Source organism: Pseudomonas fragariae (ex Marin et al. 2024) (genome assembly GCF_059621105.1).
On sequence record NZ_CM184369.1, the window covers coordinates 2686563 to 2699396 of the forward strand.

The window sequence follows — 12834 nt, forward strand, 5'->3', positions numbered from 1 at the left end:
GGCCTGGGCAAGTGCTTATTTCCAGCTCGACAGTACGAAGCGCGGCAGCTCGTCCGGGTAAGGCTTGAAGTTCAGGTCCGAGACGTATGCGTAGTTCATCGAGTAGTTGAACAGCGGCGCCCAGTAGGCCTGCTCGCTGATGCGCTGCAACGCCTTGCGGTAGTTATCCTTGCGCACCTGCGGGTCCAGCGCGTTGTCGGCGGTCTGCAGCCAGCCCTGGACTTGCGGGTCCTTGATGTTGTCGTCGGGGTTGCCCTTGAACCAGGTACCGGCCGACGCCGAGGTGTCGAGGATCGAGAACGATCCCCACGCCTGGAACGACATCGGTACCTTGCCGCCGCGCTGCTGATCACGCAGGGCGGCGTATTTCAGGTAGCGCAGCTTGGCGTTGATGCCCACGGCGCGCAGGTTGCCGATGATGGCTTCAACGTAGTCGCGGTCGCGGTAAGCGAAGATTTCGGTTTCAAAGCCGTTCGGGTAGCCGGCTTCGGCGAGCAGCGCCTTGGCCTTTGCCGGGTCGTAGTTGTAGACCGTGGCGGCGGTGGTGTCACAACCGAACTGGCCAGGGTAGCAGGCGACTTGCAACGGCTTGCTTTCGCCGCCGACCAGTTGCGAAGCCAGCCCGTCCCGATTGATCGCGTAGTTGATCGCCTGACGTACTTTCAGGTGCTTCATCGGCGAATCGGCGCTGGAGGTGCCGCGCGCGTCGAGAATCAGAAAGCCGATGCGCATGGTCGCACCGCTGGTGACCACCAGATTGGGCATGGCCTTGAGGTTTTCCGCCTGATCCGGCGCCACCCGCCAGGTCCAGTCGACGCCACCGGTCATCAGCTCGGCCAGACGCGTTTCGGCATCGGCGATCACCCGAAAGTTGATGTGCCCGATCTTTGGCTGACCTTGCGGGCTGTCCTTGAAGTAGTCCGGGTTCTTGTCCATTTTCACGCCTTCGCCGGTGGCGATGGCCGTCACCTTGTAAGGCCCGGTGCCGATCGGTTTACGGCTGAAGCCTGCCAGCCCGACTTCTTCGAAATATTTTTTCGGAAACATCGGTACGGCGTTGGAGAGGTATTCCAGCGCAGGCGGGAAGGGCTTTTTCAGGTGCAGACGAACACTGTAATCGCCCAGTTTTTCGGCGCTCTTGATCCAGTCGACGTTTTGCACGGTGACCACCTTGGACTCGGGAGACACCACATAATTGAGGGTGAACACCACGTCATCTGCGCTAAACGGGTCGCCGTTGTGAAACTTCACGCCCTGGCGCAGCTGGAAATCGATGGTGGTGTCGTCGACCTGTTTCCAGCTGGTGGCGAGCATCGGTTGGTACTCGCCATTGTCCGGGTTGCGATAGACCAGGTTGTCCCAGATCAGGCGACCGAGGATCACGCCTTCGCGCAAGTCGTTGTGATAGGGGCTGATGTTTTCCGGTTCGCTGTCGGAGGCGTAGACCAGTGTGTCGTCAGCCTTGCCGGCCAGGACGGAGAAACTGCTGAACAGGCTCAATAGCGCGATGCTGCGAGCGAAACCCTTGATTCCCATGCCGTCGTCTCCAAAAGGCAAAGTGGATGTATCAAAGGGCAGTGGGTCGCAAATGCGAGAAGGAGGAAGCAACGAGGCCGCAGTGTTCTTTTGATTGGGTTGTTTTGATGAGTTGCGCCTCGACACGACTCTAGGCAAAGCGTATCAATGCCACAAGCACAATATTTCGAACCTTTCATTGCTGAAAAGGCAACGCAGGAGCAGCGATGCAACTCTACGGCGTACAGTCCACGGCCTTGCGCTACTTCCTCGAAGTGGCGCGGTGCGGATCGATCAGCGAAGCCTCGATCCGCCTCAATGTTGCGTCTTCGGCGGTCAGTCGACAGATCAGCAAACTGGAGCGGGAACTGGATGCGCTGCTTTTCGAGCGTCAGGCGCGCGGCATGATGCTCAGCGAGGCGGGCGTCCGCCTGGCGGCCTATGCGCGCAAATCACAGCTTGAGGCCGAGCAGGTGGTGCTGGAAATCACCGAGCTGCAAGGCCTGCAGCGTGGACATGTGCGCATCGCCTGCTCGGAGGGCTTTGCCCTGGATTTTCTGCCGCAGTGCATTGCGCGCTTTCGGCGACAGTATCAGGGCATCCATTTCTCGATGGAGGTCTGTGCCCCGGCGCAGGCCACCGAACGGGTGCGCTCGGGCGATGCAGACCTGTGCCTGACCTTCAGCCTGACGCCGCAGAACGAAATCAAGGTCGAGCACATCCACAGCGGCGCGATCTGCGCAGTGGTCAGTCATAACCATCCGCTGGCCGCACGCAAGGAGGTCACGCTGGCCGAATTGCAACCTTATGCCATCGCCCTGACCAATACCGACACGACCTTGCGCCAGTTGTTTGATATCTGTTGCGGTGTGCAGGGTCTGCTGTTCGATCCGGTGCTGACCAGCAATTACATCGGCGCCTTGTTGCGGTTTGTTCGGGAGGAGGGCGGGATCAGCCTGTCCAGCGAGATGACGCTGGACAAACGCGCCCATGAAAAACAGCTCAAATCGCTGCCGATCAGTGACGATGGTATGAAGGCACGGCGTATCGAGTTGCAAAGCATGGCCGGGCGCAACCTGCCGGCGGCAGTCGCTGCCTTTCGTGATTTTCTGATCGAGGAGCTGGCAAAGACCTGAGCCGCTGGTGGTAGTGCGGGAGCGCTGTGTGGAGTAAGTGACCTTTGGTTGATGAAGCTGGCGAGCTTAATGTTATAGTGTAACGAATTTATGGCCGTGCACTGTACGGCTGTGAACCGCCAACTTCAGGCTTCGCCCGCGTGGTGAAGTTCGCCAACGAGACGAACGACGCACATGAACAAACCTCTCCCGGATGTTGCCCTGACGGAAATTTCCCCGGCGCTGGTGTCACTCGACTGGGTCGGCATGCAAGGTGTGGAAGTGCCGATCAGACTGGCTGAAGCAAGCATTCGTCATCCTGTTCACGCGCATGTCGATCTGCAGGTCGATCTGACCGACCCGAGCGTCAAGGGCATCCACATGTCGCGACTCTATCGGCTGCTCGACGGCTATGCCGAGCGCCAGATCGTCAGCCCCGATACGCTGGCTGCCTTGCTGGAAGCCATGGTCGAGAGTCACCTCGACTGCCATTCCAGCCACGCCCGGTTGACGCTGAGCTTCAATCTGCTGTGCCGTCGACCGGCGTTGATTACAGAAGGGCTCAGCGGCTGGAAATCCTACCCCGTGAAGCTCGATGCCACCTGGCATGCCGGTCGGCTGTGCCTCGACAGTTCGGTGGATATCACCTACTCGTCCACCTGCCCGTGCTCGGCCGCACTGTCTCGCCAATTGCTGGAAGAGGCATTTGCGGCGCGCTTCGGCAGGCAGTCGTTTGTCGATCCGATGCAGGTCGCGACCTGGCTGCGCGAGAACGCATCGTTCGCCACGCCGCACAGCCAGCGCAGCGTTGCGACGGTGCAGGTACGGGTGGCAGAGCAGGCGGCCGAACTGGGCTTGATGACGCTGATCGACCTGGTAGAGCAGGCGCTGGGCACCCCGGTGCAAACCGCCGTCAAGCGTGCCGACGAACAGGCCTTTGCGCGGCTCAACGGCCAGAACCTGATGTACGTCGAAGACGCCGCACGCAAGGTCCAGCAAGCACTCGAAGGCCGCTATGCAGCTTCCAGCGTCAGTGTCCGTCACTTTGAAAGCCTGCATCCGCACGATGCAGCCGCCCAGACTTCCAACTACCTGTCCTGAGGTTTCATTCCGTGATCCGTAAAAATCCTTCCGGCCATCTGCCGGTCATTGCCGAGTCCGCCTACATCGATAAAACCGCGATCATCTGCGGTAAGGTGATCATCAAGGACAACGTGTTTGTCGGCCCCTACGCCGTGATCCGCGCCGACGAAGTCGATGCCACCGGGGACATGGAACCGATCGTCATCGGTGCCAATTCCAACATCCAGGATGGCGTGGTGATCCATTCGAAATCAGGTGCTGCAGTCACCATCGGCGAGTTCACCTCGATTGCCCACCGCTCTATCGTGCACGGACCTTGCATAGTCGGAGATCGCGTGTTCATCGGTTTCAATAGCGTGCTGTTCAATTGCCAGGTCGGCAAGGGCAGCGTGGTCAGGCACAATTCGGTGGTCGACGGTCGCGATTTGCCGGAGCACTTCTATGTGCCGTCCACCACCCGGATCGGGTCGGGCACTGACCTTTCGCAATTTCCGCCGGTGAGCATTTCGGCTTCGGAATTTTCCGAAGATGTGGCGCGCACCAACATTGATCTGGTACGCGGCTACAAGGCGCTTCAGAACGAGTTTTGAAGCGCTGCGCGCCAGCGGCAAGCGGCAAGTTATAAGCTGCAAGCTAGAGGCTAAAAGCTTGAAGCTTGAAGCTTTCCACTTGCAGCTTGCAGCTTGCAGCTACAAGCCATTAGCCCCCCCATCACGGACCTTGGACTTTTCATGACAACAGCTGTTCACCCCCCTCGAGCGCCGGCATCCCGGCTTCGCTCAATCGATGCTCTGCGCGGGCTGATTATTCTTTTCATGTTGCTGGACCATGTGCGGGAAACCTTCTTTCTGCACCGTCAGGTGCTGGACCCTATGGACATCACGGCCACCGAGCCTGAGCTGTTCTTCAGCCGCACGCTGGCGCATTTGTGTGCGCCATTGTTCGTGCTCCTTACCGGGCTTTCCGCGTACCTCTACGGCGAGAAATACCAGGGCAGAAGCGACGTGTCGGCGTTCCTGCTCAAGCGCGGGCTGTTTCTGATCGCGCTGGAATTCACCCTGGTGAGCTTCGCCTGGACCTTCGAGTTCCCGCCAACCGTCATCTACCTGCAAGTGATCTGGGCCATCGGCCTGAGCATGGTGGCGCTGTCGCTAATGGTGTTCCTGCCGCGCTGGGCACTGGTGGTCATCGGTGTGGTGATCATTGCCGGACACAACCTGCTGGACACGCTGCATTTCGGCGTCGAGTCGGCCATGCACATCCCGTGGGCGATTCTGCATGATCGCGGCTGGATCGAGGTGTCGGACAACCTGCGTTTCCGTACCTCATACCCGCTTTTGCCGTGGATCGGCATCATTGCGCTGGGCTACGCTGCCGGGCCATGGTTTGTCTCCGGTTTCGATGCCGCAACGCGTCAGGCGAAACTCTGGACCTGGGGCCTGGGTGCGCTGGCGGGTTTCGTGATTCTGCGCATGATCAACGGCTACGGCGAAAAGCCGTGGAGTGTTGGCGAGACCGGCCTGCAAACCGTCATGAGCTTTTTCAACATCACCAAATACCCGCCATCGTTGCTGTTCATCAGCCTGACGCTGGGGATCGGCATGCTGATCCTGATCGGGTTCGAGCGCAGTCAGGAGAAAAGCTGGTTGCGGCCGTTGGTAGTACTCGGTTCAGCACCGATGTTTTTCTACCTGCTGCACCTGTACGTGCTGAAGATTCTGTACCTGATCGCTCTGGCCATCTGGGGTGCGAATCAGGGCAAATACTTCGGCTTTGACCACATGTGGGGCGTCTGGCTGACCTCGGTGGTACTGGCTGTTCTGCTGTTCCCGGCAGTGCGCTGGTTCGCCGCGCTCAAGGCCCGGCGTCGGGATATCAGCTGGCTGAAGTACTTCTAGTCCCGGCAACAGCGGTGCGCCTGCTGGCGTACCGCTTCTCGCCTGGCGTCAGTCTCCGTGCGCCCCGTAATTCATGATCGACAGCAGTTTGATCGGCACCTGCACCAGTTGCTCGGGGCCATGGGGGATGTCGCCGTCGAAGGTCAGGCTGTCACCGGCCTGCATCGGATACAGCTGGTTGCCGTGGCGGTAGATCAGTTCGCCTTCCAGCAGGTGTAGAAACTCCGTGCCGGGGTGTGAAAAGGTCGGAAACTCTTCGCTGGCATCGTCCATCGTCACCATGTACGCCTCGAAACTCTTCTTCGGCCCACGGGTATGGTTGAGCAGGTGATAGGTGTGGCCTTTCTCGGTGCCGCGCCTCACCACTTCGAGTCCTTCATCGGCCTTCACCAGCAGGGCACTGCTGCCTTGCTGGTCGTACTGGCTGAACAGTTTGGACATGGGCATGCCCAGCACGTCGCACAGGCGGCTGAGGTTGTCGAGACTGGTAGAGACCTGCGCGTTCTCGATCTTGCTCAGCATGCCCTGGCTGATACCGGCGATGCGCGCCACGTCGGCGAGCTTCAGTTCCTGAGCCTGGCGCTGACGCTTGATCTGAATGCCCAGGTACTGCTCGAGCTTCAATTTCGGATGAGGGTCGGTCGGCATGTTCATCGGCTTTGCACGGTTTCCGTTCAATAATTTTTATTTCGCACTGGGAATGTGCATTTCGATGCGGCCGTGGTGTGGCCGGGTTGCAGATTATTCCCAGAGGGAAAACGAGTTTCCCATATAAACAGCTGAATTACCCCTCCTGAGTGGCTTCGTTCGATTGGCATACCAAACTGGCAAGCGCCTTGCATTCCTAAAGAGAAAGTAACTTTCCTGCTCGGAATATATCCCGAAAGGCAGTGAACAGCGGCCCTTCCCTGAAACGTTTTGCTTTTGCCAGGAGACACGTCCCATGTTGCCACCCGAAACACAGCGTCTGATCGAACAGCACGGCATCAAGTACGTACTGGCTCAGTTCGTCGACATTCATGGTTCGGCCAAGACCAAATCGGTTCCTGTGACAGGTCTGGAAATGGTTGCAGAGGACGGTGCCGGCTTTGCCGGTTTCGCGATCTGCGGCATGGGCATGGAGCCTCATGGGCCGGACTTCATGGCCAGGGGTGATCTGTCGTCGCTGACCCCGGTGCCATGGCAGCCGGGCTATGGACGGGTGGTGTGCATCGGCCATGTGGATGGCAAACCCTGGCCCTATGACAGCCGCTATGTGCTGCAGCAGCAGGTCGAACGCCTCAGTCAGCGTGGCTGGAGCCTCAATACCGGCCTGGAGCCCGAGTTCAGCCTGTTCAAGCGCGATGTCACCGGCAGCCTGCAGATGGTCGATGCCAGCGATAACCTCGACAAGCCTTGCTACGACTACAAGGGGCTGTCGCGCTCTCGCGAGTTTCTCGAGCGCCTGACCGAGGCATTGCAGCCGGTGGGTTTCGACATCTATCAGATCGATCATGAAGACGCCAACGGCCAGTTCGAGATCAATTACACCTACAGCGAGGCCATGGAATCGGCTGACCGTTTCACCTTCTTCCGCATGGCCGCCGGTGAGATCGCCAATGACATGGGCATGATCTGCTCGTTCATGCCCAAGCCCGATCCCAAACGGGCCGGCAATGGCATGCACTTTCACTTGTCGATCGCCAGTGCCAGTAACAAGAACCTGTTCCACGATGCCAGCGATCCGAGCGGCATGGGGTTGTCGACGCTGGCCTATCACTTCGCTGCGGGCCTGCTGGCTCACGGGCCTGCGCTGTGCGCCTTTGCGGCACCCACGGTCAACTCCTACAAACGCCTGGTGGTCGGCAATTCACTCTCGGGCGCCACCTGGGCCCCGGCGTTTATTGCCTTCGGTGCCAACAACCGCTCGGCGATGGTGCGCGTGCCTTATGGCCGTCTGGAGTTTCGTCTGCCCGACGCCGGGTGCAATCCGTATCTGGTCAGCGCCGCAATCATTGCCGCAGGCCTGGACGGTATCGACCGGCAACTGGAGATCGATCACGTCTGCAACGAGAACCTCTACAAATTGAGCCTCGAAGAGATCGCCGCACGGGGCATCAAGACCCTGCCGCAGTCGCTCAACGAAGCCTGCGACGCGCTGCAAGCCGACCCGTTGTTTGGCGAAGTGCTGGGCAGCGAGATTGTCGATGAATTCATCCGCCTCAAGCGCATGGAGTGGGTGGAATACAGCCGCCACGTGAGCGATTGGGAAGTGAAGCGCTATATCGAATTTTTCTAGCGGCAAGTTTCAGAGAGCAGCTGCAAGTTTCAAGCGGCAAGCTGCAAGAAGAGGCTGGATTGCGGCGTGTTTGATTTCTCTGTCTACGCGGTTGGTTTTTAGCTTGCAGCTAAAAGCTTGCCGCTCCCGAACAAGGTGAGGCGTATGTGCGGAATCGTTGGTTTGTATCTGAAAAACCCGGCGCTGGAGTCGCAACTCGGCAAGTTGTTCGAGCCGATGCTCGAAGCCATGACCGACCGCGGACCGGACAGTGCCGGGTTCGCCATCTATGGCGATGAAGTGGCGCAGGGCTGGGTCAAGCTGACCTTGCAGGCCACCAGCGAACAGTATGATTTCACGGCGCTGATTGCGGCGCTGCAAGACAGGTTGAGCGCGCAGCTGGACTGGTTTCAGAACGCCAGCGCCGTGGTCTTGAAGATTCAGGCAGAAGAAGCCCCGGTGCGCGCCGCGCTGGCGGAACTGGCACCGACCGTGCGCATCATGAGTGCCGGGCAGAGCATCGAGATCCTCAAGGGCATGGGCCTGCCGCGGGAGATTTCCGAACGCTTCGGTCTGGCGTCCATGAAAGGCAGTCACATCATCGGCCACACGCGCATGGCCACCGAAAGCGCCGTGACCATGGAAGGCAGTCACCCATTCTCGACGGGCTCCGACCTGTGCCTGGTGCACAACGGCTCGTTGTCCAATCACTTTCGTCTGCGCCAGAACCTGCGCCGCGAAGGCATTCACTTCGAGACCGACAACGACACTGAAGTGGCCGCCGGTTATCTGGCCTGGCGTCTGCAACAGGGCGACAGCCTGAAACAGGCGCTCGACAAGTCGCTCGAAGACCTCGATGGCTTCTTTACCTTCGCCATCGGCACACGCAATGGTTTTGCGGTGATTCGCGACCCGATCGCCTGCAAACCGGCGATCCTTGCCGAAACCGATGACTACGTCGCCATGGCCTCGGAATACCAGGCGCTGTCCAGCCTGCCGGGGATCGAAAACGCCAGGGTCTGGGAACCGGTCCCGGCCACCATGTACATCTGGGAACGCGAGCCAGCCGAGGGAGCACGCCCATGAAAACCGTCGATCTTTCCAGCGCCACCGTGCGTGATCTCAATCAGGCCCTGCACGATCAGGTCAAGGAACTGCAGGACCGCGAATGGCTGGTCACGCATCCCGATGGCGCGCACAACCTGGCGGTCGGCGTCAACGAAGCCATCTCCATCGATATCCAGGGCCACGCGGGTTACTACTGCGCGGGGATGAACCAGAAAGCGTCGATCACCGTGCACGGCAACGTCGGTGTCGGCTGCGCGGAAAACATGATGTCCGGCGCTGTGCGGGTCAAGGGCAGCGCCTCGCAGGCAGCCGGCGCAACGGCACACGGTGGCTTGCTGGTGATTGAAGGCGATGCCGGGGCGCGCTGCGGGATTTCCATGAAAGGCATCGACATCGTGGTCGGCGGCAGCATCGGCCACATGAGCTGCTTTATGGGCCAGGCCGGTCGGCTGGTGGTCTGCGGCGACGCCGGCGATGCGCTGGGCGACTCGCTGTATGAAACGCGGATCTACGTCAAAGGCAAGGTCGAGTCACTGGGCTCCGACTGCATCGCCAAGGAGATGCGTGAAGAGCATCTGCAGGAGCTGCAGGAGTTGCTCAATCGCGCGGGCTTCAACGAGAAGGCAGCGGATTTCAAACGCTACGGCTCGGCCCGTCAGCTGTACAACTTCAAAGTCGATAACGCCTCCGCGTACTGATCCAGGAGCATTACCATGAGCGACCCTATCAGCCACAAACCTGCTCCAGTCCTGCGCGAGTCGGCCACCTTCGATCGCCTGACCATTCAGGAAATCCAGCGCGCTGCGGAAACCGGCATCTACGACATTCGCGGTGGCGGCACCAAGCGCAAGCTGCCGCACTTCGACGACCTGTTGCTGCTCGGCGCCAGCGTGTCGCGCTACCCGCTGGAAGGCTATCGCGAGAAATGCGGCACTGACGTGGTGCTCGGCAATCGTTTTGCCAAAAAGCCGTTGTACCTGAAAATCCCCGTGACCATTGCCGGCATGAGCTTCGGCGCGTTGTCGGCCAACGCCAAGGAAGCACTGGGCCGTGGCGCAACCATCGCGGGCACCAGCACCACCACCGGCGACGGCGGCATGACCCCGGAAGAGCGTGGCCAGTCGCAGCATCTGGTCTATCAGTACCTGCCATCGCGTTATGGCATGAACCCGGACGACCTGCGCAAGGCTGACGCGATCGAGATCGTGCTGGGGCAGGGCGCCAAGCCGGGCGGCGGTGGCATGTTGCTGGGCATGAAAGTCACCGAACGGGTGGCTGGCATGCGTACCTTGCCAGTCGGTGTCGATCAGCGTTCGGCCTGCCGTCACCCGGACTGGACCGGCCCTGACGATCTGGCGATCAAGATTGCCGAGATTCGCGAGATCACCGACTGGGAAAAACCGATCTACGTGAAGATCGGTGCCAGCCGTCCCTACTACGACGTGAAACTGGCCGTGAAAGCCGGCGCCGACGTGATCGTGCTCGACGGCATGCAGGGCGGTACGGCGGCGACTCAGGAAGTGTTCATCGAACACGTCGGCATCCCGATTCTGCCTGCCATCCCGCAAGCCGTGCAGGCGCTGCAGGAAATGGGCATGCATCGCAAGGTGCAGTTGATCGTCTCCGGTGGCATCCGCAACGGCGCCGACGTGGCCAAGGCCATGGCGCTGGGTGCCGACGCAGTGGCGATCGGCACAGCGGCCCTGATAGCACTCGGCGATAACCATCCGCGGCTCGACGAAGAACTGAGAAAGATCGGCTCGGCAGCGGGTTACTACGACGACTGGCAAAACGGCCGCGACCCGGCGGGCATCACCACCCAGGACCCGGAACTGTCCAAACGTCTTGACCCGGTCGAAGGCGGACGACGGCTGGCCAACTACCTGCGCGTACTCGTCCTCGAAGCCCAGACCATGGCCCGCGCATGCGGTAAATCACACCTGCACAACCTCGACCCGGAAGATCTGGTGGCACTGACCGTCGAGTCAGCAGCCATGGCCCGCGTGCCCCTGGCCGGGACATCGTGGATTCCCGGGTCTGGTTCTGGTTACTGACGCCATACCGGGCTTTTCGATCACGATGGCACTGACGACGCGGAGTGCGACGTCAGTGACGGGGCGAAGGAACCCGATGAAGTCGGGCCGGAAACCGGAGCGGGGATTTTGCTCACTTTGGTCCCTCAACGTGAGTCGCCGAGGTGCGAAAAGGTGACCTGAGCCAGACACCAATCCACCTGACATCACAGAACCGCTGTGTGACGCAGAGCGTCACGAAAGGCATTACCACGCGGAGCGTGGGAACGAGCGTCGCAATGTGATTTTTGATTCTGGCCGAAGGGCAGAAGCCTGGAAGCCTTTTATTTGTAGCCTCCAGGACGATGAACCCTCAAGAGGCCAAAGAGCCTCGCCTTTCTGAATAACCCTCTTTGCTGCCAGACACTTTCCATTCATTTGCGGGAGCTTTGAACATGGTCAATCGTCTACACGGCAAATCCCTTACAGCCTTACTCGCGCTCGGCGCCTTTGCCCCGATTGCGCAGGCAGCTGACGCCCCCGTTCTGAACACCGGCAGCACGGCCTGGATGGTCACCGCAGCCGTGCTGGTGCTGTTCATGTGCCTTCCGGGGCTGGCACTGTTTTACGGCGGTCTGGTACGGGCCAAGAACATGCTCTCGCTGTTCACCCAGTGTTTCGGCATTGCCGGAGTCGTGGGCGTGCTGTGGGTCATCTATGGCTACAGTATGGTGGTCGACACCAGCAACATGGTCGAAGGACAAGTGAGTTTCAATAGTTTCGTGGGCGGTCTGAGTCGTGCGTTTCTGGCCGGCATGACCCCCGACAGCCTGGTCGGCGATATCCCTGAAGGGGTATTCGTAACCTTCCAGATGACCTTCGCCATCATCACCCCGGCGCTGATTGCCGGGGCCTTCGCCGAACGCATGAAGTTCTCTGCGGCGCTGCTGTTCATGGCGCTGTGGTTCACCCTGGTGTATGCGCCGGTCGCGCACATGGTCTGGGGGGGCGCCGGCGCCTTGATGCACAACTGGGGCGTGCTGGACTTCGCTGGCGGCACCGCGGTGCACATCAATGCCGGTGTCGCGGCACTGGCGGCATGTCTGGTACTGGGCAAGCGCAAGGGTTATCAGAACACCCCGATGCCGGCGCACAACCTGAGCCTGACCATGGCCGGCGCAGCGATGCTCTGGGTCGGCTGGTTCGGTTTCAATATCGGTTCCGGTGGTGGCCTGAACGGCACGTCCGGCATCGTCATGCTCAACACGCAAGTGGGGGCGTGCGCCGGGATACTCGGCTGGATGTTCACCGAGTGGTTCAAGGTCGGCAAACCCAGCGCGCTGGGTCTGGCCAGCGGTGCATTGGCGGGTCTGGTCGGCATCACCCCGGCGTGTGCCTACGTCGGAGTCGGCGGGGCACTGGCCATCGGCGTGCTGTGCGGAGTGTTCTGCTACCTGAGCGTGACCGTGCTGAAAAAACGCCTGGGCTATGACGACAGCCTCGACGTCTTCGGCCTGCACGGCATCGGCGGCATGATCGGTGCAATACTGACCGGCGTGTTCTGCGTACCCGCACTGGGCGGTCTGGTGCCCGATGTCAGCATGGGCGCCCAAGTGATTGCCCAGATCAAAGGCGTGCTGTTCACCACCGCCTACTGCTTCGCGGTCAGCTGGATCATCCTCAAAGCCGTGCAGGCACTGATCGGCCTGCGCGCGCATGAGTCAGTCGAAGAAATGGGCCTGGACCTGGCCGAGCACAACGAACGGGCCTACAACCATTGAGAGGGCTGTCTTGCCCATAATAAAAGCGCCTTTTAATCGCGATGGTACTGACGACGCAGAGTGCGACGTTAGTGACGGCTGAGTCCTGGCGCTGATCCGGGGGTA

11 protein-coding genes are annotated in these 12834 nt (G+C 60.2%); 9 read left to right on the forward strand and 2 right to left on the reverse strand.

Annotated features, from left to right (window positions below; genetic code table 11):
* Positions 1 to 15: 15 nt before the first annotated feature.
* Positions 16 to 1536, reverse strand: coding sequence for an ABC transporter substrate-binding protein (locus tag AC54XV_RS11995; protein ID WP_058399486.1), 1521 nt, complete (start codon positions 1534 to 1536; stop codon positions 16 to 18).
* A 206-nt stretch (positions 1537 to 1742) separates the two neighbouring features.
* On the opposite strand from AC54XV_RS11995, the gene AC54XV_RS12000 reads away from it, so the two are divergent.
* The 4 genes from AC54XV_RS12000 (at position 1743) to AC54XV_RS12015 (ending at position 5611) form a co-directional block, all read left to right on the forward strand.
* Positions 1743 to 2651 (forward strand): LysR substrate-binding domain-containing protein, encoded by a 909-nt coding sequence (locus tag AC54XV_RS12000; protein WP_058399487.1) that lies wholly within the window; start codon positions 1743 to 1745, stop codon positions 2649 to 2651.
* Between the two features lie 174 nt (positions 2652 to 2825).
* Positions 2826 to 3731, forward strand: coding sequence for a GTP cyclohydrolase FolE2 (gene folE2 / locus AC54XV_RS12005; RefSeq protein WP_058399488.1), 906 nt, complete (start codon positions 2826 to 2828; stop codon positions 3729 to 3731).
* Between the two features lie 11 nt (positions 3732 to 3742).
* Positions 3743 to 4303: a gamma carbonic anhydrase family protein gene (locus AC54XV_RS12010; RefSeq protein WP_003408086.1), complete on the forward strand. Its 561-nt coding sequence runs from the start codon at positions 3743 to 3745 to the stop codon at positions 4301 to 4303.
* Between the two features lie 141 nt (positions 4304 to 4444).
* The gene (locus AC54XV_RS12015) at positions 4445 to 5611 is read left to right on the forward strand and encodes an acetyltransferase domain-containing protein (protein WP_003408090.1); all 1167 of its coding nucleotides are present in this window, start codon (positions 4445 to 4447) and stop codon (positions 5609 to 5611) included.
* Between the two features lie 48 nt (positions 5612 to 5659).
* On the opposite strand, the gene AC54XV_RS12020 is transcribed toward AC54XV_RS12015, so the two are convergent.
* Positions 5660 to 6265, reverse strand: a complete 606-nt coding sequence (locus AC54XV_RS12020; protein ID WP_003423969.1) for a helix-turn-helix domain-containing protein — start codon at positions 6263 to 6265, stop codon at positions 5660 to 5662.
* Positions 6266 to 6554: 289 nt separating this feature from the next.
* Here AC54XV_RS12020 and glnT point away from each other — a divergent pair, with 289 nt between their 5' ends.
* The 5 genes from glnT to AC54XV_RS12045 all read left to right on the forward strand — a co-directional run bounded on the left by glnT (position 6555) and on the right by AC54XV_RS12045 (position 12729).
* Entirely contained in the window at positions 6555 to 7889 is a 1335-nt protein-coding gene (gene glnT, locus AC54XV_RS12025; RefSeq protein WP_011267555.1) for a type III glutamate--ammonia ligase, read from the forward strand.
* Positions 7890 to 8033: 144 nt separating this feature from the next.
* The gene (locus AC54XV_RS12030; RefSeq protein ID WP_011267556.1) at positions 8034 to 8954 is read left to right on the forward strand and encodes a class II glutamine amidotransferase; all 921 of its coding nucleotides are present in this window, start codon (positions 8034 to 8036) and stop codon (positions 8952 to 8954) included.
* Entirely contained in the window at positions 8951 to 9634 is a 684-nt protein-coding gene (locus AC54XV_RS12035) for a GltB/FmdC/FwdC-like GXGXG domain-containing protein (protein ID WP_003367221.1), read from the forward strand. Before AC54XV_RS12030 ends, AC54XV_RS12035 begins: the two co-directional genes overlap by 4 nt.
* A 15-nt stretch (positions 9635 to 9649) precedes the next feature.
* Positions 9650 to 10990, forward strand: coding sequence for an FMN-binding glutamate synthase family protein (locus AC54XV_RS12040; RefSeq protein WP_003367224.1), 1341 nt, complete (start codon positions 9650 to 9652; stop codon positions 10988 to 10990).
* A gap of 413 nt (positions 10991 to 11403) precedes the next feature.
* Positions 11404 to 12729 carry an ammonium transporter gene (locus AC54XV_RS12045; protein WP_011267557.1) on the forward strand — a complete coding sequence of 442 codons (1326 nt, stop codon included), beginning with the start codon at positions 11404 to 11406 and terminating at the stop codon, positions 12727 to 12729.
* Positions 12730 to 12834 lie beyond the last annotated feature (105 nt).